A 24123-nucleotide genomic window follows, 5' to 3' on the forward strand; every position below is an offset into this window, starting at 1 on the left:
CTCGGCACCGGCATGGTAGCTATGGACCATGACACGATTCCTCGGGGTGGATCTGGCCTGGGCCGAGGGTACGGCGGCGAAACCGGCCAACGAGAGCGGTCTCGCCTGCATCGACCACACCGGCCGGGTCATCCACGCGGGCTGGGCGCGCGGAATCGACGAGGTCGTCGAGTGGGTGCAGGAGATGGTCGAGCCCGGCGCAGTCTTGGCCGTCGACGCGCCGCTGGTGGTGAACAACCCCACCGGCATGCGTTACTGCGAACGGGAGACCGGTTCCCGGTACGGTCGCTGGCACGTGTCGGCGAACGCCTCCAACCGGGCGTTGGCACGGCTCGGCGGGGTCACCCTGCGCTGTCGGCTCGAGAGGCTCGGCTGGGCCTATACCGATGGGCTGACTCCGGTCGCGGCCGGCACGGCGAGCTTCTTCGAGTGTTACCCGTACACCACCCTGGTGGGGGCGGCGGAGTTCGGCTACGACGACAAACGGCCACGCTACAAGCGGATGGGCACCGCGCTGCCGATCGGGGAACGCCGGGCCGCTCGGGCGCTGGTCTGCGACGATCTCATCCAGCGGATGTGGCGTCTGGCCGACGCCTCTCCCCCGCTCAATCTCGACACCTTCGAGGTAACCGACCGGTTGGTCACCGAGCCGACGCCCCTGACCGATGTGGCGTACAAGCACCGTGAAGATCTCATCGATGCGCTGCTCTCGGCCTGGACCGCCTCGCTCTGGCACCGTTTCGGCATTCTACGCAGCCAGGTGCTCGGCGCGGCCGACCCCCTCGTCGTCGACGGCCGGCGGGGCACGATCATCGCCCCGGCCCGCCCCGAACAGCGACGCGTCGTTCTCAGTGCACCGGCAGCCAACGCCCCTTCACCCGTTCGGTGACCAGCCAGCTCACCGGAACAGCCACCAGTCGGGTCTGTGCCACGACGTGATCGGCGATGGCCAGGGCGACAGCGCCGTCATCGGCGGTGAAACGCACCGTGGCGCGCGCCGACCCGGCCACCACGGCCAGGTCCGAGGCCTCCACGGTGGTGCGCTCGGCGGCCGCGGTGGCGGCGGCCGGAAGCACGGCATCCGGTCGCACCCCGGGCTGGAGGGCACCGATGATCATGGTGACGCGGTAGGACGGCATGCGACCAGCGTACGGGCCGGCCGGCTCTGCCCTGTCGGTCGGGGCGTTTCCGGGGTCTACTGGGCACGGGGCACCGCGCACGGGCTCATGCGCATGGAATGGAGGAAACCATGGTCTGGCGGGTCGTTTTGCTGGTTGTCGAGGGGTTCCTCGGGGTCACTGCGGTCGCCGGTGGCGCCGCCCTCACCCTGGGGCCGCAGCTCGGGTCGGCCGGCATTGTTCCGCCGCTGGAGTACCTCGAGGGTTCACCGTTCGATTCCTACCTGGTGCCGGGGCTCATCCTGCTGCTCGTCGTCGGCGGCACCCAACTGCTCGCGTTCGGGCTGCTGCTCCGGCGCTCAGGTCTCGCTCCTGCCGCCGCCGGTGTGGCCGGTTCTGGGCTGCTGATCTGGGTGTTCGTGCAGATGGTGATCATCCCGTTCAGCCCACTGCAGGCGGTCTACTTCGGCGGAGGGCTGGCCGAACTGGTGCTCGCACTCCTGCTGCTGGACGTGCTGCACCCGCGCCGCCCGTAGCCGGGCTACTCCGGCGGCGGCAGCTGCTGCAGCGCCCAGGTGTTGCCGTCGGGGTCGGCGAAGTACACGAATCGGCCCCAATCCTGCTCGTCGACCGGGCTGGCGTCGACTCCGGCTTCCACCAGGTGGGCGCGCGCGGCATCCGCATCGGCGACGACCATCTGCACGGCGCGCATCGAGCCAGGCGCCATCTCGGACATGCCGTCGCCGATCAGGACCGAACAGGCCGAGCCAGGCGGGGTGAGCTGGATGAACCGCATCGTGTCGCTCAGCCGGATGTCGTAGTCGTCGTGGAAGCCGACCTGATCGACATAGAAGGACTTGGCCCTGTCGACATCGGTGACCGGGAGGGGGATGAGTTCGATCTTCATATCCATGTCTGCCTCCGGCATTCGTCTCGGTTCTGCGCTTCTGCCCCGGAGCCTACGTCCGGTCGGGTGTCGTGGCTACGGGCGGATGTTCGGGGCCGACACCCAGCCAGCCGCACCGCGTCCTCGATTAGGGTTCGAAGAATGAGCAGCGCCAGAGACAACAGGGTTGTGGCCGGATTCGTGAACAGCTGGCGATCGCACCTGCTGGTTACCCTGTCGGGCAACGACGAGGGCCGCCCGGCCTGGGTGGGCACGATGGAGCAGGGCGACGACGCCGGCTATTTCGGGCCGGGGTCGGCGGCCTGGGCCGTGCACGGCGGCATGGCCACGATGGTCGCCGGCATTCGCGCGCTGCTGATGCAGACCCTGCACCCGGGTGCGATGGCGGGGGTGCACGACTGGTCGAGGTACCGGGAGGACCCGCTCGGCCGGCTCAGCGGCACCATCCAGTGGCTGGTCACGGTGACGTTCGCCGCCACCGAGCAGGCCGCGCACGAGTCCAGTCGGGTGGGCCGTTTCCACGACAGGGTGGCGGGCAGCTACGTCGATGCCCGCGGCGTCGAACGAGCGTACTCGGCCGGTGACCCCGAGTTGCTCTCCTGGGTGCACGTGGTGTTCACGGATGCCTTCCTCGCCAGCCACACGACCTGGGGCGGGCCCATCCCCGGCGGCGCCGACCGGTACGTGCGCGAGTGGGCCACGGCCGGCGAACTCATCGGCGTGCAGAACCCGCCCCGGTCGAACGCCGAGCTGGCCGCGCAACTCAGGGCGTTCTCCGACGCCGGTGTGCTCATGGGCGGCGAGCGGGTGGCGGAGGCCGTGCGGTTCATCCGCAAGCCGCCGCTGCGCCGCGGCATGATGCCGTTTTACCGCATCATGTTCGCCGGTGCCGTGGCGACGATCCCCGTCGAATACCGGCGGATGCTGGGCCTGCGCCGCAGCCCCCTACCCGTGGTCTGGGCCACCGGCGCCGTTCTCCGGCTGGTGCGCCTGCTGCTCGGCGCCTCCTCCACCTCCGAGGACGCCGCCCGCGCCCGGATCAACCGCCTCCATGCGCCCGGTTCGGTGGCATAACTCCTGCAATTTTTCTGAAACCGGCTGATTCAGACCGGAAACGGGCATCCGGAGCAGAATTGCAGGAGTTATGCGCGTGGTGCACCGGCGCCGATTACAGTTGCACGGTGCCCCAACGACCCGACACCGCTCTCCCCACCACTCCGCCGACGGTGCGTGCCACCCTGCGCCATCCGAAGGCGCTCAGCGTGGAGGTGCTCGCCGGAGTGGTCACCACCCTGGCGCTGATCCCCGAGGTGATCTCGTTCTCGATCATTGCCGGCGTCGACCCCAAGGTGAGCCTGATCGCCTCCGTGGTGTTGGCCATCTCGATGTCATTCCTCGGCGGCCGATCCGCCATGATCACCGCGGCCGCCGGCGCCGTGGCGCTCGTGGTGGCGCCGCTCGTGAAGGACCACGGGGTGGAGTACCTGCTGCCCGCGGTGCTGCTGGCCGGGCTCGTGCAGATCCTCTTCGGCGTGACCGGTCTGGCCCGGCTGATGCGGTTCATCCCCCGGTCCGTCATGATCGGCTTCGTCAACGCGCTGGGCATCCTGATCTTCGTCGCCCAGGTGCCGCACCTGATCGACGTACCGTGGCTGGTCTACCCGCTGTTCGCCCTCACCATCCTGATCGTGCTGGTGCTGCCGCGCTTCACCAGGGTGGTGCCAGCCCCGCTGGTGGCCATCGTGGTGGTCACCGCGATCGCGATGGTCTGGCACCTGGCCGTGCCCACCGTCGGTGACCAGGGCGATGTGTCCGGCGGCCTACCCGGCATCACCCCTCTGCTCGTGCCGCTGAATCTGGAAACCCTGCAGATCATCTGGCCCACTGCGCTGAGCGTGGCCTTCGTGGGCCTGGTGGAGACCCTGCTCACCGCCAAACTCGTCGACGACATCACCGACACCCGCTCGCCCAAGGGCCGCGAGGCGTGGGCGCTGGGCGTCGCGAACATGCTCGCGGGGCTCTACGGCGGCATCGCCGGCTGCGCGATGATCGGCCAGACGGTCGTGAACGTCAAGCTCGGCCGGGCCCGCACCCGCATCTCCACGTTCGTGGCGGGGGTCTTCCTGCTACTGCTGGTCACCGGGCTCAGCGGCCTGATGGAGCAGATTCCGATGGTGGCTCTGGCCGCGGTGATGATGGTCGTGGCCGTCACCACCGTCAACTGGCACAGCGTGCGCCCGGCGACCCTGCGACGGATGCCCGTGCCGGAGACCATGGTGATGGTCACCACGGTGATCGTGGTCGTGGTCACCCACAACCTGGCCATCGGGATCGGTGCCGGCGTCGTGCTGGCGATGGTGCTGTTCGCCCGGCGGGTGGCGCATGTCGTGCGGGTGGACCGGGTACTCGCCGACGACGGGCAGTCGGTGCGTTACACCGTGAGCGGGCCGCTGTTCTTCGGCAGCAGCAACGACCTGGTCGAGCAGTTCTCCTACGGGGCAGACCCCGCCGTGGTCGACGTCGACCTGGCCCAGGCGCAGATCTGGGATGCCTCCACCGTCGCCGTGCTCGACTCGGTGGAGACCAAGTACCGCCAGCACGGTGCCACGGTCAGCTTCCACGGCCTCGACGAACGCAGCCAGGCCATGCACGGCAAGCTGACCGGGCAGCTCTAGCTCGCCCGCCCAACGCCCGGCGGCACGAGTTCGTACACGTGCCGCCGGGACGAACACGTGCCACGAGCGCAAGCCGGTGCCCGCGCGGCTCGCAGGCCGCGAGCAGCCGCTACGCCCCGGCGAAGAACTCCGTGATCGCCGCGGAGAGCGCGAACGGGTCATTCACGTGCGCGAGCTCCCGGGCCGAGTGCATCGACAGCAGCGGAATGCCCACATCCACGGTGCGGATGCCCAGCCGGGTCGCCGTGAGCGGACCGATGGTGGAGCCGCAGGGGATGGTGTTGTTCGACACGAACTCCTGGAACGGCACCCCGGCCGCGGCACTGCAGCGAGCCCAGAGGGCCGCGCCGGCCGCATCCGTGGCGTAGCGCTGGTTGCCGTTGATCTTGAGCAACGGACCGCTGCCGGCCACCGGCCAGTTGGCCGGATCATGCCGCTCGGGGTAGTTGGGGTGCACGGAGTGGCCGGCGTCGGCGGAGACGCACCAGGAGTCGGCGTAGGCGCGCAGGCGCTCGGACACGGTGGCGCCGAGGTCGTCGCCGATGCGGCTGAGCACGTCGTCGAGCATCGGGCCGCTCGCGCCAGACCGGGACTGCGAGCCGAGCTCCTCGTGGTCGAACGCGGCGAGCACGCTGATGGTCTCCTCGTCATCGGAGACCGTGAGCAGCGCCATCAGGCCGGCGTACACCGACGAGAGGTTGTCCATCCGGCCAGCGGCGAAGAGCTCGTCGTTCAGACCGAACCGGGCGGGCGGGTTGGTGTCGGCGGTGAGGATGTCGTAGCCGGCGACGTCCTCGCCGGCGATCCCGGCGAGCGCGGCCAGATGCCCCACCAGGTCGGCCTGACGGATGTCGCCCACCCCGAAGACCGGGTTGAGGTGCCGTTGCCGGTCCAGGCTGAGCGCCTCGTTCGCGGTGCGGTCCAGGTGCACGGCCAGCTGGGGGATGCGCAGGAACGGTCCGGTGCGTACCAGGTGTTCCGTGCCGTCGGTGGTGACCAGGCGCCCGGCCAGCTCGAGCTCGCGGTCGAGCCAGGAGTTCGCCAGCGGCCCGCCGTACACCTCGACGCCGGCCTGCAGCCATCCGGCCGACCCGGTGGTGGGCTGGGGCTTGAGCTTGAATCCCGGTGAGTCGGTGTGCGCGCCCAGGATGCGGAACGGCGTGGCCGCCTGCGCCCCGGCCGGCTGCACCCAGGCGATGACCGCACCGTCGCGCACCACGTAGTGGCGGCCGGCGCTGGCGGCCGCCGCCCTGGGCAGTGCCGGCGTCGACGGCACCGACCAGTCCGCGGTCTCGTCCCGGCGTTCGAAGCCGGCCTCGTCGAGACGACGGGCCGTTTCGGCGGCCGCGTGGTACGACGACGGCGACGCGGAGATGAACCTGGCGAAATCGTCGATGTATGCCGAGAGAGAAGTCATGGTTCCATCCAACCACCCGCCTCTCCGGCTCGACCACGCACCGCCCTCGACAGAGCAGGCAAGCGGTGCGACTCTCAGGATGCGTCAGGTAACGACGAGGAGGCATCCGTGAGTGAGAACGAGACGGCCGTTGACCCGTGGGTGGTGCGCTTCGACGGCTTCGATCCCGCCACCGAGGGCTATCGGGAGGCCCTCTGCACACTGGGCAACGGCTACTGGGGCACCCGCGGGGCGGCGCCGGAGGCGCGCACGGATGCCGTGCACTACCCGGGAACCTATCTCGCCGGGGTCTACAACCCGCTCAGCACCGAGGTGCACATGGGCGACGACGAACCCACCGCGCACGTTCGCGACGACGAACACATGGTCAACGCGCCCAACTGGCTCTCGCTCTGGTTTCGCACGGGCGGAGGCAGCAGCAGCGTCGGCGACTTCTCCGCGCCGGACACCGGCTGGTTCCACCCCGAGTCCGCCGATCTGCTGGACTACAGCCAGGAACTCGATCTGCGCCGTGGACTGCTCACCCGGGTGATCCGGTTCCGGGACGCACGCGGCCACATCACCCGAGTGCACAGCCGGCGTTTCGTCTCCCAGTCCGCCCCGCACGTGGCCGTGCTGGAGACCACCTTCGTCGCCGAGGACTGGTCAGGCCCGCTCACGGTGCGCTCGGCCATCGACGGCCGGGTGGCCAACCGAAATGTGGCCGCCGACCGTGTGCTCGCTCATCTGCACCTGATGCCGCGAACGACCGCGGAGCTCACCAGGGATTCGGTGCTGCTCGAGGTCGAGACCACCCGGTCGGGTATCCACATCGCGATGGCCGCCCGCACCAGGGCGTACGAGGACGGCGCCCTGCTAGAGCCCACCCGCCGGTTCCTCACCGACGGCAGCAGGTGGGTGGCCCACGAGGTCGACCTCACCCTGCAGCAGGGCGTGCCGCTGCGGGTGGAGAAGGTCGTGGTGGTGAGCACCTCACGGGACCGGGCGGTGGTGTCCCCGTCGATGGCCGTGGCGACCTGGCTCGGCCGGGTGCCGGAGCCGGCCGAGCTGCTCGCGGCGCATGAACGGGAGTGGCAGATTCTCTGGGACGAGTTCGCGGTACACCTGCACAGCGGCACGCGGCAGACGCTGGCCCTCAACCTCAACACCTTCCACGTTCTGCAGACCGTGGCCAAGGTGGATGCCGACCTCGACGCCGGCGTGCCCGCTCGCGGCCTGCACGGTGAGGGCTATCGCGGGCACGTCTTCTGGGACGAGGTGTTCGTCTACCCGGTGCTCACCCTGCGCCGGCCCGACCTCAGCCGGGCGCTGCTGGGCTACCGGTACCGCCGGTTGGGCGAGGCGCGCGCCGCGGCCAGAGCGGCCGGCCACGAGGGCGCCCGGTTTCCCTGGCAGAGCGGTATCGACGGGCGCGATGTCACCCCCACCGAACTGTTCAACCCGCTCTCCGGCCGGTGGATGCCCGACCACTCCGGCCGGCAGCACCACGTGGGTCTGGCCCTGGCGTACAGCATCTGGGACTTCTACCAGGCCACCGGCGACGTCGACTACCTCATCGAGCAGGGGGCAGAGCTGTTGCTGGAGATCGCCCGGTTCTTCGCCAGCCTCACCGAGTACGACGAGACCGCTGACCGCTACGACATCCCCGGCACGATGGGCCCCGACGAGTTCCACGACGGCCCGCCGGGCCGGCCGGGCGAGGGTGTGCCCAACAACGCATACACCAACGTGATGACGGCCTGGGTGCTGCGCCGGGCCGTCGATACCGTCGCGCTGCTCGAGGGCCGCGCCTGCCGGCCGCTCTGGAACCGGCTGCGGCTCGGCCCGGACGAGGTGGAGAACTGGGAGCGGATCGGCCGGCGTCTGCGGCTCAGGTTCCACGCCGACGGTGTGCTCAGCCAGTTCGACGGCTACGAGGCCCTGCCGGAGCTGGACTGGGCCCTCTACCGCGCCCGCTACGGGGCCGAGGACCATTCCCTGGGGAGGCTGGACCTGATCCTCAACGCCGAGGGCGACAGCACGAACAACTACCGGGTCTCCAAGCAGGCCGATGTGCTGATGCTGCTCTACCTGCTCTCGGCCGAGGAACTGCGGGAGTTGATCGAGGACCTGGGCTACTCGCTCTCCCCCGAGCTGATCCGCCGCACCGTGGAGTTCTACCGGGCCAGGTCCACACACGGGTCGACGCTGAGCAACGTCGTGCATTCCTGGGTCGACGCTCGCGCCGACCGGGAACGATCCTGGGCGGCGCTCTGCCGGGCCCTGGACAGCGACCTCGGTGACATCCAGGGCGGCACCACCAACGAGGGTATCCACCTGGGCGCCATGGCCGGGTCGATCGACATGGTGGTGCGCTGTTACACCGGCCTGGAGATCCGCGACGACATGCTCTGGTTGCACCCGGTGCTGCCCAGCCAGCTCGACAAGATCAGCTTCCGGATCAACTACCGCGAGCAGCCGATCCAGCTGGAGGTGACGAGCACGAATCTCCGACTGCATCTGCCGCCCGGCGGCACCACCGCCGTCCGGGTGCGGGTGGAAGGCCGCCAGGCGCAGCTCTACCCCGGCCAGACGCACGACTTCCTGCTCGATCAGGCGGGTGTGCCTGGCCGCACCTAGCGGGCCGGGCCGGTCGGGTTTTTACTGGCTCCATGTCCACGATGATGTTCGTCAACCTGCCGGTCGCGGACCTCGCCCGCGCGACGAAGTTCTACGCGGACCTCGGCTTCAGCGTCAACCCGCAGTTCACGGATGAGACGGCCGCCTGCATCGTGCTCGACGACGGTCACCTCTACGCGATGCTGCTCACCCACGACTCCTACGCCCGCTTCACCAGCAAGTCGATCGTGGACGCGTCGACGAGCTCGGAGGTGATCCTCTCGATCACCGCAGACGACCGCGCCGGCGTGGACAGGTTGGTCGACACCGCTCTCGCCTCAGGGGGCAGTTACTCCTACGAACCGCAGGACATGGGCTTCATGTACAGCCGCAGCTTCCAAGACCCGGACGGGCACCTGTGGGAGGTCGTGCACCTGGACCTGACTGTCGGTGCACCCGGTTAGCCTGAGGGCATGGCCAGAAACATCGCTACCAGCAACACCGTCTCCCTGCCCGACCTGCTCGCCTTCGTGCGACCCCGGCACCGGATGCTGCTGGCCACGGTACGCGGTGACGGCCGCCCGCAGATCTCACCGGTCTCCGGCGGAGTCGACGACGAGGGCCGCATCGTGATCTCCTCGTACCCGTCCAGGGCGAAGACCCGCAACGCCGAACGGGACCCGCACACCTCCGTGCTGGTGCTCTCCGACGAGTGGGACGGCGCCTGGGTGCAGGTCGACGGCACCGCCGAGATCCTGCACATGCCAGAAGCCGGCGACGGCCTGGTCGACTACTTCCGCTGCATCGCCGGCGAGCACTCCGATTGGGACGAGTACCGGCGGGCCATGACCCTGCAGAACAAATCCCTCATCCGCATCACGCCCACCCGGTGGAGCCCGATCGCGACGGGCGGGTTCCCCGCCGACGTGGCCGCCCGGCTCGACGCGCTGTAGACGCTGAGTAGAGGCTCGGTAGACGCCGTGAGCACCCGCGAGAACGCCCTCGAGATCCTCCGCACCCTGGTGGGCCGGCCAGACGCCGACTTCCACGAGGGCCAGTACGAGGCCATCGAAACCCTCGTCGACCAGCGCCGCCGGGCCCTGGTGGTGCAGCGCACCGGCTGGGGCAAGTCGGCGGTCTACTTCGTCGCGACCCTGCTGCTGCGCCGCCAGGGTGCCGGTCCCACCATCCTGGTTTCGCCGCTGCTGGCGCTGATGCGCGACCAGGTGGCCGCGGCGGCCCGCGCCGGGGTGCGGGCCGTGTCGATCAACTCGGCCAACGCCCACGAGTGGACCGACGTGCTCGCTCAGCTGCGCGCCGACGAGGTCGATGTGCTCCTGGTCTCCCCCGAACGGCTGAACAACCCGTCCTTCCGTGACGAGCAGCTGCCCGCCCTGCTCGAGCGGGTCGGCCTGCTCGTGGTCGATGAGGCGCACTGCATCTCGGACTGGGGTCACGACTTCCGGCCTGACTACCGGCGCCTGCGCGACCTGATCGCGGCCATGCCGGCCGGCGTGCCGGTGCTGGCCACCACGGCAACGGCCAACAGCCGGGTGGTGACGGATGTGGCGGAGCAGCTGGTCTCGACAGGCTCGACCCAAGCGACAGGCTCGACCCAAGCGACAGGCTCGACCCAAGCGACAAGCTCGATCCAAGGGTGGGGCAGTGACGTCGTCACCATCCGTGGCCCGCTCGCCCGCGCGTCACTCCGGCTGGGCGTGCTGCGGCTGCCCGACTCCCGCGCCCGGTTGGCCTGGCTGCTCAGCCACCTTGCCGAGCTGCCCGGCAGCGGCATCATCTACACGCTCACGGTCTCGGCCGCGGAAGACACCGCCAGGCTGTTGCGGGACGCCGGCCACGCCGTGCGCGCCTACACCGGCCAGACCGACACCACCGAGCGCGAGGAGTCCGAGGGGCTGCTCAAGGCCAACCAGGTCAAGGCACTCGTGGCGACCAGCGCTCTGGGCATGGGCTTCGACAAGCCCGACCTCGGTTTTGTGCTGCACCTGGGCGCGCCAAGCTCCCCCGTCGCGTACTACCAGCAGGTGGGCCGCGCCGGCCGCGCCACCGAGAACGCCGACGTGCTGCTGCTGCCCGGTGTGGAGGACGAGGCCATCTGGCAGTACTTCGCCACCTCGTCGATGCCCAGCCAGCACAAGGCAGAGGCCGTGCTCCTGGCCCTGGCCGCCAATGGCGGCGCCCCGCTGTCCACCCCGGCGCTCGAATCCCGGGTAGACCTGCGCCGCTCCCCCCTCGAACTGCTGCTCAAGGTGCTCGACGTCGACGGCGCCGTGCGCCGGGTGACCGGCGGCTGGCTGGCCACCGGAGAGCCCTGGGTGTACGACAGTGATCGGTACGAACGCATCGGCGCCGCCCGCGTCGCCGAGCAGAACGCCATGCTCGACTACGAACGCATCACCGCCTGCCGGATGGAGTTCCTCCAGCGCGCCCTCGACGACGACACCGCCGTGCCCTGCGGCCGCTGCGACAACTGCACCACCGCCTGGTACCCCACCGACGTGAACACCGAGGCGGCCAGCACCGCCGCCTCCGCCCTGGACCGGGTGGGTGTCGCCCTCGAACCCCGCGCGCAGTGGCCCACCGGCGCCGACAGGCTCGGCGTGAGCGCCAAGGGCCGCATCGACCCCGCTGACCGGATCCTGCCCGGCCGCGCCCTGGCCCGGCTCACCGACCTCGGTTGGGGCAACGCCCTGCGCGACGTCTTCGCGCCGAACACCCCGGATGCCCCCGCGTCGCCTGCCCTGCTGGCCGCCTGTGTGCGGGTGCTCGCCGAGTGGGGCTGGGCCGAGCGACCCGTCGGCGTGGTGGCCATGCCGTCCAGGGCGCATCCGCTGCTCGTGGCGTCGGTGGCCGAGGAGCTCAGCCGGGTGGGACGCTTGCCGCTGCTGGGCACGCTCGGCCTGGTCGGCGCCGGGCCCAGCGGCGAGACCGGCGGCAACAGCGCCTACCGGCTGTCCAGTGTCTGGGGCGCCTTCGAGGTGGGGCCGGAGCTGGCCGCGAATCTCGCCGGCGCGACCGGACCGGTGCTGCTGGTCGACGACCTCGGCGACAGCCGCTGGACCATCACCGTGGCCGGGCGCCTGCTGCGCCGGGCGGGCGCTCCCGGGGTGCTGCCGTTCACGCTGGCCCTGCGCTCCTAGCCGGCCGCGGCACGCCGCCCTAGGTCACGGCGTGGAGTCGAAAGGTCTGGTGCTCACCGGACTCTGTGGTGTCCTGGCCGTGCGCGGCGAGCACGGACAGTCGCACCAGATCGGCGCCGCGCAGCCCCGGCCAGCCCTGCACCTGGCGGCGCCACTCGCTGGGAACCGCGGCCAGGCCCCACCTGGCGGCCAGAAGCGCTCCAGCCACCCCGGCCACGGCGTCGGTGTTGCCTCCGCCGCGCACGGCGGTCTGCAGGGCCCGCCGGTACTGGCCGCGGCCCTCTGCCCCGGTGTCGCTGTCGCTGTCTGGTTCGGTGTGAACGATCGCCGACCAGGCGCCCTGCAGAGCCTGCACCACCCAGCCGTTGCGGGTGAAGTCACGCGGCATCAGCCGTTCGGCCTCGCCGATCCGTGCGCTCCAGAGCTGGCGCCGGCCGGGCGAGAGAGCGTCCAGTCCCACCCGCAGGTCGAGGTCACCCTCGAGCACCGCATGACGGATGGCGAGTCCCCAGAGCACGCAGGCATCGCCGGCGTCGGTCTCGCAGTGGGTGAGGTCGCTCAGGGCACGTGTCGCTTCGCCGAGAGCGGCGGGGTCGTGTAGGTAGGCCAGCGCCACCGGTGCCGTGCGCAGCAGGCAGCCGTTGCCGGCACTGCGCCCCACCAGGGCGTGCTGTTCCTTGGCAGTGCGGCGCACCCCGGCGGCCGTGGCGTCTTTTCCAGACAGCGCCGCTCCGAGCTGCAGACCGGAGAAAGGCGCGGTGTTGGCCCAATCCACCCACTCGGCGACGATGCGATCCAGAGTCGATTCCGCCCGCAGGTCGAGTCCGGCCGCGGCGGCCTTGGCGACCGGCACGGCGAGGGCGGTGTAGTCGGTCCACTCGCCGCGGGCCAGTAGCGCTCCCGGATCGGCTCCACCGCGCATGCCGACGGGAGTGTCAGGAGGCAGCGGGCCGGCGTAGTCGTACCCGGCGCCCAGCGCGTCGCCACAGGCCATGCCCAACAAAACAGCGGACGAACGATCGTGTTGCAGCGCAGACAGATTCACGCGTACTCCTTCGGGTTGAGTGCGACGGCGGCAGCCTATGCCGAATGCCTCCGGCCCGACAGGTGGCGTGGTGGGCCCAGATCAGGGGCCACGAGGTGTCATTCGACGTCATCCGGAATATTCGATCCGACCCTGAGCTTGTTACCCTTCGGGGAGCAGTTCCCGACTCGACCGGCTCGATCACGAGCCCGCCCATCGCCCGCAATCAGCACCTGGATGAACCGACACATGAAGCGCACCCTCACCACAGCCACCGTTCTCACCTTCGCAGCAGTGGTTGCCCTCACCGGGTGCAGCACGTCCGCCGCAGACTCGGACGCCGGCTCAGACCAGGCCGCGCTCGACGACTCGCTCAGCGCGGTGCTGGAGTCGGGCACACTGACCATCGGCACCGAGGGCACCTACCGGCCGTTCTCCTTCCACACCGACGGCTCCGGCGACCTCACCGGGTACGACGTCGACGTGGCCCGCGCCGTCGCCGACCAGCTCGGTGTCGAAGCCGAATTCGAAGAGACCCAGTGGGACGCGATCTTCGCCGGCCTCGAAGCCGGCCGGTTCGACACCATCGCCAACCAGGTCTCGATCACCCCCGAGCGCGAAGAGGCCTACGTCTTCTCCACCCCGTACACCTACTCCACCGGTGTCATCGTGGTGCCGGAAGCCAACACCGACATCACCTCCTTCGACAGCCTGGCCGGCAAGACCACCGCCCAGTCGCTCACCAGCAATTGGAACACCCTCGCCACCGAGAGCGGCGCCACCGTTCAGGGCGTCGAGGGCTGGGCCCAGTCCGTGGCCCTCGTCGAGCAGGGCCGGGTCGACGCGACGATCAACGACAAGCTCACCTTCCTCGACTACAAGAAGCAGTCCGGCGCCGCCGGGCTCAAGGTCGCCGCCGAGACCGAGGAGCGCTCGGAGAGCGCTTTCGTCTTCGCCCCTGAGGGCACCGCCCTGGCCGAGGCCGTGTCGGATGCCCTCGCCACCCTGACCGAAGACGGCACTCTGGCCGAGATCTCCGACACCTACTTCGGGGCCGACGTCTCTCAGTGACCGACTCCACCTGGCAGCTGCTGCTGGATTCGCTCTGGCCGATGATCCACGGCGCCATCACGGGAACCATCCCGTTGGCGCTGTCGTCGTTCGCCATCGGCCTGGCACTGGCGCTCGTGCTCGCGCTGATGCGGCTGTCCAGACGGCGCTGGCTGTCGTCGATCGCCCGGGTGTACATCTCGTTGGTGCGCGGCACCCCGCTGCTGGTGCAGTTGTTCGTGATCTTCTACGGCCTGCCGTCCCTCGGGGTGGTCATCGATCCGTGGCCCAGCGCGATCATCGCCTTCTCGATCAACGTCGGCGGCTACGCGGCCGAGGTCATCCGTGCCGCCATTCTCTCGGTGCCCAAGGGGCAGTGGGAGGCCGCGTACATGGTCGGCATGTCGCACCGGCGCGCTCTCACCCGCATCATCCTGCCGCAGGCGGCCAGGGTGAGCGTGCCGCCGCTGTCGAACACCTTCATCAGCCTGGTCAAGGACACCTCCCTGGCCTCGCTCATCCTGGTCACCGAGCTGTTCCGTGAGGCCCAGCAGGTGGCCGCGTTCAGCGGTCAGTTCATGGCGCTCTATCTCGAGGCCGCCCTGCTGTACTGGATCATCTGCCTGGTGCTCTCCAGCGGCCAGAGCGTGCTCGAGAAGCGATTGGAACGGTATGTCGCCCACTGATAGCCAGCCCACCGACCAGAACCTGCTCACCGTTCGCGGCCTGCAGAAGAGCTTCGGCACCAATCAGGTGCTGCGCTCCATCGACCTCACCGTGTCCCGCGGCCAGGTGCTGGCCCTGATCGGGCCGAGCGGGTCGGGCAAGACCACGGTGCTGCGCTGCCTGAACGGCCTGGAAATCGCCGACGGCGGCAGCATCGAGATCGTCGGCGCCGCCGACGGCGGGCACGCCCCGGTGGTCATCGACTTCGCCGCCGCCCACGGCTCCCGCGCCGGGGTGCCGAAGAAGGCGCTCGGCGCCCTGCGCGACCGCTCCGCCATGGTCTTCCAGCACTACAACCTCTTTCCGCACAAGACCGTGCTGGAGAACGTGATGGAGGGGCCCCTGATCGTGCAGCGGCGCCCCCGCGCCGAGGTCGAGGCCGAAGCCCTGGCGCTGCTGGACCGGGTGGGTCTGCGCGACAAGCGCGACAGCTACCCGTTCGAACTCTCCGGCGGCCAGCAGCAGCGGGTGGGAATCGTGCGGGCCCTCGCGCTCCGGCCCACCCTGCTGCTCTTCGACGAGCCCACCAGCGCCCTCGACCCCGAACTCGTCGGTGACGTGCTGCGGCTGATCAAGGAACTCGCCGCAGAGGGCTGGACCATGGTGATCGTCACCCACGAACTCGAGTTCGCCCGCGAGGTCGCCAGCGAGATCGCCTTCGTCGACGGCGGCACCATCGTGGAACACGGCGATCCCAAGCAGATGTTGCGCGACCCGCAGCACGAGCGCACCCGACAGTTCCTGCACCGGCTGCTGTTTCCGTTCTAGCCGCAGGGACCTGATCAGCCGGCCGAACATTTTCGGTAACCTGAACAGGTGAATTCCAGAGCGGCGACAGTGCCAGGCCACGAGCGTCCCGGCACTGTGCGTCAGGTGGTCGGCGTGCTGCGCATCCTGCTGGCCGTTCTCGTGCTGGCGGCCATCGTCACCCAGATCACCGATCAGCTCCTCAATGACGCCTTCGACCCCGCGGGCTACTTCGGCTACTTCACCATCCAGTCCAGCCTGATGAATGTGGTGGTGTTGTCCGTTGGCGGGGTGCTGGCCCTGCGGCTGGCCGCCGAGCCTGAGCTGCTGGCGCGCGTACGGATGTCGACGCTGTCGTATGCCGTGATCACCGGCGTCGTCTACAACCTGCTGCTGCGCGGGCTGCCCGCCGACGGCAGTTTTGTGGGCATCAGCTGGCCCAACGAGGTTCTGCACGTGTGGGCACCTGCCCTGATCGTGCTCGACTGGCTGCTGGCGCCCGGCCGGCCCGCGCTGGCCTGGAAGCGAATCTGGTTCGCTCTGGTCTACCCGCTCGCCTGGCTGGCCTACGCCCTGCTCCGCGGCACGTTCACCGACTGGTGGACCTACCCGTTCCTCAACCCCGGTGAGCCCGGCGGGTGGCCGTCGGTGCTGATCTACATCGTCATCATCGCCGTCACGATCATCGCGATCTCGGCCGCGGCGATCGGCCTGAGCCGGATCGGGCGCCGCGACTCCGTGGCGGTCGCCGTCGACCCGGCCTAAGCATCAGCGCGTCAGCACCAGTCGACGTTCGCGCAGGGCGAGGAAGAGCGGAAACGCGAACGCGAAGGCCGTGACCAGCCCGAGCAACACATAGGCCCAGCCGAACCGCATGCCGAGCCGGCGTGCCTCGACGATGATCAGGATGCTGCCGGCGATCGCCGCGACCAGCAGATCGGTGGTGAGCGAGGAGACGGCCGGACCACTCATGGTCCAGTCGGCGATGAAGTTGTCGGCCGCGATGATCGCCTGGATGTTCCAGGTCCACGTGCCGATCAGGCCCACGATGGCCAGGGCCAGGTAGACGAAGACGAGGGTGGTCCAGCCCGCCGCTGCGGGTCGTGCGTCTGATGTGCTCATGCACACAGTGTGCCGTGATCGGGCGCGTCAGCCGACCGGGCCGGCGATGAGGGTCGCGGCGGCGCTGTGCGTGCCGCCGGCCGCGTCGGTCCAGTCGATGGTCACCGTGTCGCCGGGTTCGTAGCCGGCCAGGGTGGCCGAGAGGGCGCCGGCGGTGGCGACGGTCGTGCCGTCGACGGCGGTGATGGTGTCGCCGGCGGCGAGGCCGATGGCCTCCGCGGGCGTGTCGGCGATGACGCCGGCGACGCTTGCGGCATCCGTGCCGGTGCCTGTGCTTGTGCTTGTGCTTGTGGTTGCGCTTGAGCCGCCCAGGCCGATGCCGAGGAAGGCGGGGTACCCCACCGAGATGGTGTCGGTGTCCTCGCCGGTGGCGGCGGCCGCCTCGATGGCGTCGACGATGGCGAGGGCGTCTTCGATCGGGATGGCGTAGCCGGTGATGTCTGTGGTGCCCGAGGAGGCCGCGGTGTTCACGCCGATCACCTCGCCGTCGGCGTCGAAGAGCGGCCCGCCGGATTCGCCGGACTGGATGTCGGCGTCGACCTCGATCAGCCCGATGAGGTCCTCGGCGTCGGAACCGTCGGCGTTCTGCGCGGTGATCTGCTGCTCGAGGTCGAGCACGGTGCCGGCCGCGGCGGTGAGGGTGCCGGTGCCGTTGGCGTTGCCGACCCCGGTGACGGTATCGCCGATCGTGACGACTCCGGTGCTGTCCAGGTCGGCGACGGCGAGGCCGCTGGCGTCGACGAGTTCGAGGACCGCGAGGTCCTCGGTGGCGCTGGTGCCCACCACCTCGGCGGTGTACTCGGCGCCGGTGGAGACGACGGTGACCGTGATGCTGGTGGCGCCCTCGACGACGTGGTTGTTGGTGAGGATGCGCCCGTCACTGGTCAGGACGATCCCGGTACCGGCGGCAGCGGCGCTCTCGTAACTCAGCACCGTGTCGATCACGACCACGCCCACGGATTGGTCGGCCGTGGCCGCGGTGGTGTCCAGGGTGGAGTCGACGCTGGAGTCGAGGGTGGAGTCGAGGCTGGTCGAGCCGGACTCGGTGCCGCCGGTCGCGGCGGGCGGCCCGCCGAACGACCGGCCGTCCGGAATGCTCGTGCTGGTGTCGGCCTGCGTGCTCGCCGCCGCGACCTGGTTCTCCACGGCCCGGGTGGCCGCGAACAGGCCGGTGCCGGCCGAGCCCACGACCAGGGCGGCGGCGAGCCCCATGGCCACGACGTCACCGGTGCGCCAGCGGGGGCGGTGGGTGTGCGGGGGTGTCTCTGGGGTGGTGTCGCTCATGCTCGGTGTCCTTTCCTCTGCGACCGGGGAACCGTTCGCGTCTGGAATCAGACAAGCCGTCGACGCTATGCGCGAGCTATGAGCCGACCAAGGATGGCCTGTTGATGTCGCTGGTGATCTCGCTGTGGCCCTGCGGCGTCACCCGGATCTGCAGCTTCGCCGGGATCTGTTCCTTCATCGATTCGACGTGGCTGATCAGCCCGATGGTGCGCCCGCCGGCGCGCAGGCTGTCCAGGGTGCTCATGGCCGTTTCGAGCGTTTCGGCGTCGAGCGAGCCGAAGCCCTCGTCCACAAAGAGGGTGTCCAGCGCGATGCCGCCGGCCTGGTTGGAGACCACCTCGGCCAGCCCGAGTGCGAGGGCCAGCGACGCCAGGAAGGTCTCCCCGCCGGACAGCGAGTGCGTGGCCCTCGCCCGGCCGGTGTGTTCGTCGCGGATCGCGAGCCCGAGCCCGGCCTGGCTGCCGCGGTACTGCAGGGCGTCGTCGTGCTCGAGGGTGTACCGGCCGCCGGTCATGGTGCGCAACCGGTTGTTCGCCGCGGCGATGATCTCCTCCAACTGGGCGGCGAGCACGTAGGTCTCCAGCTTCATCCGCTTGGTGTTGGGGTCGTCGCCGTGCACCACCGCGGCCAGCTGCCGCACCTGGTCAGAGGTGGCGAGTAGGTCGGCGGCGAGAGCGAACCGGGCCCGAGCATCCGCCACCAGCGCGGTGAGGGCGGCGGTACGTTCGCGGAGCGCCTCGCGGCGGGCCAGGGCCGCGTCGCGCACGCCGGCGGCGGTATCGCGGGCGAGCCGGGCAGGGGCGAGGTCGACGGGGTCGTGCGGCAGCCCGGCCAGGGCCGGTTCGGCGAGCACGCTGCGGGCGCCGGCGAGGGCGTCATCGTGGGCACGGATGGCGGCCAGGCCGGACTGCACCTCGGCCGGAGTGAGCCGGGCGGCGACGGCCGCGGCCTCGTCGGCGAAGCCCTCCTCGGTGAGCTGCAGGGCGAGCGCGGCGGCGGCAGCTTGCGCCGTGCGCAGGGCGGCGGCGTGCCGGGTGACGGCCTCGGCCAACGCCCTGGCGGCATCGAGTTCGGTCTGCAGGCGCTGCGCCCGCTCGGTGACGCTGCCGAAGCCGGAGGACTGAGCCTGCACCCGGCTGACGATGCCCGCGCGCTCGGTGCGGTGCTCGGCCAGCTGCACGGCGGCCTCGTCCCTGGCGAGCTGCAGCGGGGCGAGCGCGGCCTGGGCCTCGGCCTGGTCGGCCCGCAGGCGGTGCAGTTCGGCCTCGAGGGCTGGCACCCTGGCGCGCTGTGCGGCGGCGGCGGCCAGCGCCTGCTCGGCCTCGGTGACGTCGCTGGCCAGATCGTCGCTGTGGCCGGCGCCGGCACGGGTGCGTGCGGCGGTGAGCAGCGTGGCGACACGCTGGCTGTCGGCGCGGGCGGTATCCACGGCCTTCTGCCGGCGCGCGATCCGCTGCCGGGCAGCGTCGAGGTCGGCCTCGGTGACGGTGGCGGTGTCGCCGGTCATGGGCCTCGGGTGCTCGGTGGCTCCGCAGACCGCGCAGGGGCTGCCGTCCACGAGTTCGGCGGCGAGTTCGACGGCGAAGCCGCCGAGACGGGCGTCCACGAGCTCCTGGTACTCCACCGCCGCCGCGGTGTTCGCGGCCACGGCCTCCCGCTCGGCACGGTGCACGCCCACCAGTTCGGTGTCCAGCCTGGCCACATCGTCGGCGGCGGCCAGCGCCGCTGTGGCCCGGGCCAGGGCGGCCTCCGCCTCCGGCGCACGGGCGGCGCCGAGGGTGGCCTCGCCGAGGGCGTCGGCCGCCGCGTCGATGCGTTCGGGCAGGGCGAGCAGCAGCAGCCGGGCGATGTCGAGCGCTTGCACGGCGTCGGCGGAGCGGGCGGACACCGCCTCGATCGTCTCGTCGAGCTCGGGCAGCCGGCGTTCCTCTGCCAGCACGTCGTCGAGGCTGCCGAGCTGGCGCAGCCTGTCGTCGATGACCGCGGCCAACCGGGACTGATCGGCCAGCATGGCGGCAACGTCGAGGTTGGAGTCGAGGGCGGAGTCGCTGGGTGCGAGTTCCTGCCAGGCGGCACCGGCGGTGGCCACGGCGGCCTCGGCGGCCAGTGCGGCCGCGTCGGCCTCGGTGCGCGCCCGCACCTGCGGCCAGACCCGGGCGGCGTGCTCCGCCAGGCTGAGCTCGCGGCGCAGGGTCGACATCCGCTCGCCCTGCTCGTCGAGGGCGGTGAGCGACGCGGCGGCGGCGTCACGGCGGTCCTGACGGCGGCGCAGGTCTTCGGCAGTTTCGCAGTCCTGGGTGGCGGCGACCAGTGCGGCGGATGCCGCGTCGGCACGCTGCGTGGCGACGGCCAGGCGGTCGTCGAGGGTGGTGAGGGCCGCGTCGAACCAGCGCAGGTCGGGCTGGGCCGGGCTGTCGGGCTGAGCCGCCACCTCGCCGGTATCGCCGGTGTCGCTGGCGTCCTCTGCCCGCCAGAGTTGCCGCACCGCGGCCGCCACGATGCCGTCGATCTCGTGCCGCGCGAGCGACAGCTCGTCGTCGAGCACCTTGCGGCGGGCGAGCAGCTCGACCTCGAGCTGTTGAAACCGGAGGGTGCCGAACAGGGTGCGCAGCACCGTGAGCCTGTCGTCGGTCTTGGCCAGCAGGAACCGTTGGAACCGGTTCTGGGCCAACAGGATCACCTGCAGGAACTGGTCCTGCTTGAGCGGCAGGATGCGGCTGAGCTCATTGCCCACATCGACGGGGCGGGCGGCGACGCCGACCCAGGTGTCGGTGCTGGTGTCGAATTTCTCCAAGCGCGCATCCGGTTGCGCCGTGGTGGTGCCCACGCCGCGCTTCTTCGGCTTCTCGTAGCGCGGCGTGCGGTAGACCCGGTACGCCTCGTGGTGGAGGGTGAACTCGAGTTCGACGAAGCTCGGGTCGGCGGGGTCGCAGTGGTCGCTGCGCAGGCGCAGTTCGCTGCCGTCGAAGCGGGGCACCGAGCCGTAGAGGGCGAAGCAGATGGCGTCGAGAATGCTGGACTTGCCCGCCCCGGTCTTGCCGGTGATGAGGAAGATGCCGTCGGCGTCGAAGCGGGTGAAGTCAACCCGCTGCTCGGTCTTGTACGGACCGAAGCCGGCGATGCGCAACCGGGTGATCTTCACGACTCCGCCCCCGCCGTGCCCAGCACCTCGGCGACCAGGTCACGCTCGAACTCGCTCTGGCCCACACCGTTGCGCACGAACTCGAGGAACCCGGCCACGATCTCGGGGTCGCTCTTGTGTTTCACCCGGTCGGCGTAGCTGGCGACCTCCGCGGTGGCGGTGACGGCCGGGCGGTGCTCGAGGGCCACGCAGTGCGGGAAGCGCTCCTGCAGCGTGCGCATGCCGTCCAGCGGCCGCACCCGGTCGGTGAGCACGGCGGCGACCCAGTCCTGGGTGGCCACAGCGAATTCGTCGGCCTCGACCAGCCCGGCCAGCTCGCCGGTGAGCACGCTCAGGCGGCGGGGAACCGGCAGGTCCACCCACTCGACATCGGCCAGACCGGCGGCGTCGAGGTTCACCAGCCAGGCCCCGCGCGGCTTGTCGGCCTCGGCGAAGGAGTAGTGCAGCGGTGCACCGGAGTAGCGCACCCGGTCGGTGAGCCGGGCGCGGCCGTGGATGTGGCCGAGGGCCACATAGTCCGGTCCGTCGAAGACGCTCGCCGGCACCAGGTCGAGACCGCCGGCCGAGATGTCGCGCTCCACGTCGCTCGCGGTCACGCCGGCGGCGAAGCAGTGCGAGAGCACCACCGACCGGCCGCCACGCTCGGCGAGGTCGGCGCGCACCTGACGCATGGCCAGACCCAACACCTGTTCGTGGGTCTTGAGGAGCTCGTCGGGGTAGTGGTGGCGCACGAGCGCCGGCTCCAGGAAGGGGATGCCGTAGAAGTGCACCGGGCCGTGCTCATCGTCGATGGTGATCGGGGTGCGGTACTGGTCGAACCCGGTCACGACGTGGATGCCGGCCAGGCCCGCCCACTCCGACTGGAAGCCGAGCCGGGTGGCGGAATCGTGGTTGCCGCTGGTCATGACGACCCGGGCGCCGGTGGCGTGCAGGCGGGACAGGGTGCCGCTGAGCAGGGCATAGCTGTCGGCCGACGGGGCGGCGGAATCGAAGATGTCACCCGCGACCGCGACCACGTCGACGCGGCGCTCACGCACGACCTCCACCAGCGCCTCGAGGACGAGTGCCAGGTGGTCGAGGGTCTGATGGGTGTGGAAGGTGCGCCCGATATGCCAGTCACTCGTGTGCAGGATCTTCATGTCTCTCACGCTACCGTTGGCCACCGACAGAGCCCGGGCGGCCGGCGCGCGTGTACATTCCCCGTCGTAGCGCGTCCATCAGAACGCACCCGACGAATGTGAGGTAGCACCATGGCACGTGTCAGCGGAAAAGTCGCACTCATCAGTGGCGGAGCCAGGGGGCTCGGGGCCGCCATGGCCCGGCGCCTGGTCGAGGAGGGCGCTCGGGTCGTGATCGGGGACGTGCTTGACGACGAGGGCAGAGCACTCGCGGCCGACCTCGGCGACGCCGGCCGGTACGTGCACCTCGATGTGACCGACCCGGCGGAGTGGGAGGCAGCCGTGGCCCTGGCCGTGGCCGACTTCGGCGGCCTCGACGTGCTCGTGAACAACGCCGGGATCGTGAATTTCGGCCCCATCGAGGAGTACACCCTGGACCAGTGGAACACCATCATCGCGATCAACCTCACCGGGGTGTTCCTCGGCATCAAGGCCGCCGTGCCGGCGATCATCCGCTCGTCGGCGGGGTCGATCATCAACGTGTCGTCGACCGCCGGCCTGCAGGGGTACGAGGCGCTGCCCGGTTACGTGGCGGCGAAGTTCGGCGTGCGCGGGCTCACCAAGGCCGTGGCGCTGGACCTCGGCAAGTACAACGTGCGGGTCAATTCGGTGCATCCCGGTGCCATCGCCACCCCGATGACCGCCGGGCTGGACCTGCCGCAGAACCACGTGGCCCTGCACCGGATCGGCCAGGCCGTCGAGGTGGCGAACCTGGTGCTGTTCCTGGCCAGCGACGAATCAAGCTTCTCCACCGGCGCCGAGTTCCTCACCGACGGCGGCGAGCTGAGCGGCCTGTCGCACTATCAGTAGGGCCGTCAGGACCGAAAGTGCGCTCGTTTCCGGACATTGCACGGTGATTCCGTCCCAGCACTGTGCCTTTTCCGGAAATGAGCTACCTGGGTGGTCGCGGCTGCCGAATTCGTGCGCCCCGGGCGCGCAGCCGGCGGGCGATCCGCGCCACCAGCGCGGCCGGGTCCTGCAGGTCGTCGTCGGTGAACTGCAGCAGCTGCCAGCCGTGGTCTTCGAGCCGGCCGATCCGACGGATGTCGGAGCGCCACTGTGCGCGATCGGTGCGGTGCTGGTCGCCCTGGTACTCGACGAACAGCTTGTACTCGGGGTAGGCCAGGTCGCCCCTGCCCAGGAACCGGCCCTGGGGGTCGAACGCCCGGTAGTTGCACTCGGGCTCCGGCAGTCCGGCGAGCACGATGATCACCCGCAGCACCGACTCGCGCGGCGACTCCGAACGGGTGCGCAGTAGCGGGAGGGCGGCACGGGCGCGGGTCAGGCCGCTGCGGCTGGGGTAGCGCTCCACCGCATGAGCGAGCTCGCCGAGCGTGACGATCGGTGACTCCCAGTAGAGGAGGTAGTCCCCCACCGCGACGAGCTCGGCCAGGGTGAGCAGCGCGGCGAGGTCGAGCCAGGTGCGCGCCGGGCCGGTGAGCCGGAGTGGGCCCCGATCGACGAGGTCGTCGGGGTCGACCCGCAGGCTGTGGCCGACGATGTCGCGGGCGTCCATCGCCGAAGCCGGCGCCGGAATACCCACGTGCAGCGGGCGTAGCCGCGCCAGCCGGGTGGGCACGGGAAGTCCGAGCAGTAGCGCAGCGGTGGTGTGGGTGAAGAATGCCTCCCGCTTCATCCGCGCCAGGAGCGATCGGCAGAGGGCCTCCAGCTCCGCGCGGCGTACGGGACCCCCTCGCGCTCCAGGGGTGGCGGCTCTGCCACTGGCACCATCCGCTAGGTGCGGTACCGGAGTGCGGACGCCCCAGAACGGCCGCTGGAGGTCGCCGCTCCTCAGCCTCGAGCGGCCCACCCCTGCATCGAGGGCATCACCGACCCTGAACGGGCGGTCAGCCCATCCGTCGGGCAGCGGGATGCGTGAAGTCACCGAACGAGGGTGCCTCACCGCCCCGTTTTCGCGCTGAAGTTCTCCACAAGGCGAGCACGACTCCCCCGCGGGCCGCCCTGCCCAGCCCC

22 protein-coding genes are annotated in these 24123 nt (G+C 70.4%); 13 read left to right on the plus strand and 9 right to left on the minus strand.

Annotated elements, in window-relative coordinates:
• The first annotated feature begins 28 nt into the window (after positions 1-28).
• Positions 29-889, plus strand: a complete 861-nt coding sequence (locus K2F54_RS06910; protein WP_220605113.1) for a DUF429 domain-containing protein — start codon at positions 29-31, stop codon at positions 887-889.
• Here the strand turns inward: K2F54_RS06910 and K2F54_RS06915 are convergent.
• Positions 849-1139: a hypothetical protein gene (locus K2F54_RS06915; protein WP_220605114.1), complete on the minus strand. Its 291-nt coding sequence runs from the start codon at positions 1137-1139 to the stop codon at positions 849-851. The two genes, K2F54_RS06910 and K2F54_RS06915, sit on opposite strands and share 41 nt — an antisense overlap.
• Positions 1140-1249: 110 nt before the next feature.
• Here K2F54_RS06915 and K2F54_RS06920 point away from each other — a divergent pair, with 110 nt between their 5' ends.
• Positions 1250-1654: a hypothetical protein gene (locus K2F54_RS06920; protein ID WP_220605115.1), complete on the plus strand. Its 405-nt coding sequence runs from the start codon at positions 1250-1252 to the stop codon at positions 1652-1654.
• 5 nt (positions 1655-1659) lie between these two features.
• Here K2F54_RS06920 and K2F54_RS06925 read toward each other — a convergent pair whose 3' ends face one another.
• Positions 1660-2031, minus strand: a complete 372-nt coding sequence (locus tag K2F54_RS06925) for a glyoxalase superfamily protein (protein WP_220605116.1) — start codon at positions 2029-2031, stop codon at positions 1660-1662.
• 135 nt (positions 2032-2166) lie between these two features.
• Here K2F54_RS06925 and K2F54_RS06930 point away from each other — a divergent pair, with 135 nt between their 5' ends.
• Both K2F54_RS06930 and K2F54_RS06935 read left to right on the plus strand, forming a co-directional pair.
• Positions 2167-3099, plus strand: coding sequence for an oxygenase MpaB family protein (locus tag K2F54_RS06930; protein ID WP_220605117.1), 933 nt, complete (start codon positions 2167-2169; stop codon positions 3097-3099).
• Between the two features lie 107 nt (positions 3100-3206).
• A complete protein-coding gene (locus K2F54_RS06935; RefSeq protein ID WP_220605118.1) occupies positions 3207-4700 on the plus strand; it encodes a SulP family inorganic anion transporter in 1494 nt (497 codons plus the stop codon).
• Positions 4701-4809: 109 nt separating this feature from the next.
• Here K2F54_RS06935 and K2F54_RS06940 read toward each other — a convergent pair whose 3' ends face one another.
• The gene (locus K2F54_RS06940) at positions 4810-6117 is read right to left on the minus strand and encodes a M18 family aminopeptidase (RefSeq protein WP_220605119.1); all 1308 of its coding nucleotides are present in this window, start codon (positions 6115-6117) and stop codon (positions 4810-4812) included.
• 108 nt (positions 6118-6225) lie between these two features.
• Between K2F54_RS06940 and K2F54_RS06945 the strand changes: the two genes are divergently transcribed.
• From K2F54_RS06945 to K2F54_RS06960, 4 genes are read left to right on the plus strand one after another with little or no spacing between them, the layout of a single operon-like run.
• A complete protein-coding gene (locus K2F54_RS06945) occupies positions 6226-8736 on the plus strand; it encodes a glycoside hydrolase family 65 protein (RefSeq protein ID WP_308287555.1) in 2511 nt (836 codons plus the stop codon).
• 32 nt (positions 8737-8768) lie between these two features.
• Entirely contained in the window at positions 8769-9179 is a 411-nt protein-coding gene (locus K2F54_RS06950) for a VOC family protein (RefSeq protein WP_220605121.1), read from the plus strand.
• A 9-nt stretch (positions 9180-9188) separates the two neighbouring features.
• On the plus strand, positions 9189-9668 hold the full coding sequence (locus K2F54_RS06955) for a PPOX class F420-dependent oxidoreductase (protein WP_220605122.1): 480 nt from the start codon (positions 9189-9191) through the stop codon (positions 9666-9668).
• A gap of 27 nt (positions 9669-9695) precedes the next feature.
• Entirely contained in the window at positions 9696-11876 is a 2181-nt protein-coding gene (locus tag K2F54_RS06960) for a RecQ family ATP-dependent DNA helicase (protein ID WP_220605123.1), read from the plus strand.
• Positions 11877-11895: 19 nt separating this feature from the next.
• Here K2F54_RS06960 and K2F54_RS06965 read toward each other — a convergent pair whose 3' ends face one another.
• On the minus strand, positions 11896-12921 hold the full coding sequence (locus K2F54_RS06965; RefSeq protein ID WP_220605124.1) for an ADP-ribosylglycohydrolase family protein: 1026 nt from the start codon (positions 12919-12921) through the stop codon (positions 11896-11898).
• 228 nt (positions 12922-13149) lie between these two features.
• On the opposite strand from K2F54_RS06965, the gene K2F54_RS06970 reads away from it, so the two are divergent.
• The 4 genes from K2F54_RS06970 to K2F54_RS06985 are packed head-to-tail and all read left to right on the plus strand — an operon-like array spanning position 13150 to position 16188.
• The gene (locus K2F54_RS06970; protein WP_220605125.1) at positions 13150-13971 is read left to right on the plus strand and encodes an amino acid ABC transporter substrate-binding protein; all 822 of its coding nucleotides are present in this window, start codon (positions 13150-13152) and stop codon (positions 13969-13971) included.
• Between the two features lie 41 nt (positions 13972-14012).
• Entirely contained in the window at positions 14013-14636 is a 624-nt protein-coding gene (locus tag K2F54_RS06975) for an amino acid ABC transporter permease (protein ID WP_220605166.1), read from the plus strand.
• Positions 14623-15444 (plus strand): amino acid ABC transporter ATP-binding protein, encoded by an 822-nt coding sequence (locus K2F54_RS06980; RefSeq protein WP_304505830.1) that lies wholly within the window; start codon positions 14623-14625, stop codon positions 15442-15444. The genes K2F54_RS06975 and K2F54_RS06980 overlap by 14 nt, the downstream gene beginning before the upstream one ends.
• A 48-nt stretch (positions 15445-15492) precedes the next feature.
• A complete protein-coding gene (locus K2F54_RS06985; RefSeq protein ID WP_220605126.1) occupies positions 15493-16188 on the plus strand; it encodes a Pr6Pr family membrane protein in 696 nt (231 codons plus the stop codon).
• 3 nt (positions 16189-16191) lie between these two features.
• Here K2F54_RS06985 and K2F54_RS06990 read toward each other — a convergent pair whose 3' ends face one another.
• The 4 genes from K2F54_RS06990 to K2F54_RS07005 form a co-directional block, all read right to left on the minus strand.
• Positions 16192-16545, minus strand: a complete 354-nt coding sequence (locus K2F54_RS06990) for a DUF2834 domain-containing protein (protein ID WP_220605127.1) — start codon at positions 16543-16545, stop codon at positions 16192-16194.
• 27 nt (positions 16546-16572) lie between these two features.
• Complete coding sequence (locus tag K2F54_RS06995) at positions 16573-17829, minus strand: S1C family serine protease (RefSeq protein ID WP_220605128.1); 1257 nt, start codon at positions 17827-17829, stop codon at positions 16573-16575.
• Positions 17830-17905: 76 nt separating this feature from the next.
• Positions 17906-20971 (minus strand): AAA family ATPase, encoded by a 3066-nt coding sequence (locus K2F54_RS07000; RefSeq protein ID WP_220605129.1) that lies wholly within the window; start codon positions 20969-20971, stop codon positions 17906-17908.
• Positions 20968-22110 carry an exonuclease SbcCD subunit D gene (locus tag K2F54_RS07005; protein WP_220605130.1) on the minus strand — a complete coding sequence of 381 codons (1143 nt, stop codon included), beginning with the start codon at positions 22108-22110 and terminating at the stop codon, positions 20968-20970. The genes K2F54_RS07000 and K2F54_RS07005 overlap by 4 nt, the downstream gene beginning before the upstream one ends.
• Before the next feature lie 111 nt (positions 22111-22221).
• Between K2F54_RS07005 and K2F54_RS07010 the strand changes: the two genes are divergently transcribed.
• The gene (locus tag K2F54_RS07010) at positions 22222-22959 is read left to right on the plus strand and encodes an SDR family oxidoreductase (RefSeq protein WP_220605131.1); all 738 of its coding nucleotides are present in this window, start codon (positions 22222-22224) and stop codon (positions 22957-22959) included.
• Between the two features lie 82 nt (positions 22960-23041).
• Here K2F54_RS07010 and K2F54_RS07015 read toward each other — a convergent pair whose 3' ends face one another.
• Positions 23042-23785 carry a DUF559 domain-containing protein gene (locus K2F54_RS07015; protein WP_220605132.1) on the minus strand — a complete coding sequence of 248 codons (744 nt, stop codon included), beginning with the start codon at positions 23783-23785 and terminating at the stop codon, positions 23042-23044.
• Between the last annotated feature and the right edge of the window lie 338 nt (positions 23786-24123).

Origin of the sequence: Cryobacterium inferilacus (assembly GCF_019599185.1) — a bacterium.
GTDB classification, from domain to species: Bacteria; Actinomycetota; Actinomycetes; order Actinomycetales; family Microbacteriaceae; genus Cryobacterium; species Cryobacterium inferilacus.

Bases quoted from the DNA above. Each gene is read 5' to 3' on its own strand.
- K2F54_RS06910 (WP_220605113.1), top strand. From the start codon at position 29: ATGACACGATTCCTCGGGGTGGATCTGGCCTGGGCCGAGGGTACGGCG.
- K2F54_RS06915 (WP_220605114.1), bottom strand. From the start codon at position 1,139: ATGCCGTCCTACCGCGTCACCATGATCATCGGTGCCCTCCAGCCCGGG.
- K2F54_RS06920 (WP_220605115.1), top strand. From the start codon at position 1,250: ATGGTCTGGCGGGTCGTTTTGCTGGTTGTCGAGGGGTTCCTCGGGGTC.
- K2F54_RS06925 (WP_220605116.1), bottom strand. From the start codon at position 2,031: ATGGATATGAAGATCGAACTCATCCCCCTCCCGGTCACCGATGTCGAC.
- K2F54_RS06930 (WP_220605117.1), top strand. From the start codon at position 2,167: ATGAGCAGCGCCAGAGACAACAGGGTTGTGGCCGGATTCGTGAACAGC.
- K2F54_RS06940 (WP_220605119.1), bottom strand. From the start codon at position 6,117: ATGACTTCTCTCTCGGCATACATCGACGATTTCGCCAGGTTCATCTCC.
- K2F54_RS06950 (WP_220605121.1), top strand. From the start codon at position 8,769: ATGTCCACGATGATGTTCGTCAACCTGCCGGTCGCGGACCTCGCCCGC.
- K2F54_RS06955 (WP_220605122.1), top strand. From the start codon at position 9,189: ATGGCCAGAAACATCGCTACCAGCAACACCGTCTCCCTGCCCGACCTG.
- K2F54_RS06970 (WP_220605125.1), top strand. From the start codon at position 13,150: ATGAAGCGCACCCTCACCACAGCCACCGTTCTCACCTTCGCAGCAGTG.
- K2F54_RS06975 (WP_220605166.1), top strand. From the start codon at position 14,013: ATGATCCACGGCGCCATCACGGGAACCATCCCGTTGGCGCTGTCGTCG.
- K2F54_RS06980 (WP_304505830.1), top strand. From the start codon at position 14,623: ATGTCGCCCACTGATAGCCAGCCCACCGACCAGAACCTGCTCACCGTT.
- K2F54_RS06990 (WP_220605127.1), bottom strand. From the start codon at position 16,545: ATGAGCACATCAGACGCACGACCCGCAGCGGCGGGCTGGACCACCCTC.
- K2F54_RS06995 (WP_220605128.1), bottom strand. From the start codon at position 17,829: ATGAGCGACACCACCCCAGAGACACCCCCGCACACCCACCGCCCCCGC.
- K2F54_RS07005 (WP_220605130.1), bottom strand. From the start codon at position 22,110: ATGAAGATCCTGCACACGAGTGACTGGCATATCGGGCGCACCTTCCAC.
- K2F54_RS07010 (WP_220605131.1), top strand. From the start codon at position 22,222: ATGGCACGTGTCAGCGGAAAAGTCGCACTCATCAGTGGCGGAGCCAGG.
- K2F54_RS07015 (WP_220605132.1), bottom strand. From the start codon at position 23,785: ATGAAGCGGGAGGCATTCTTCACCCACACCACCGCTGCGCTACTGCTC.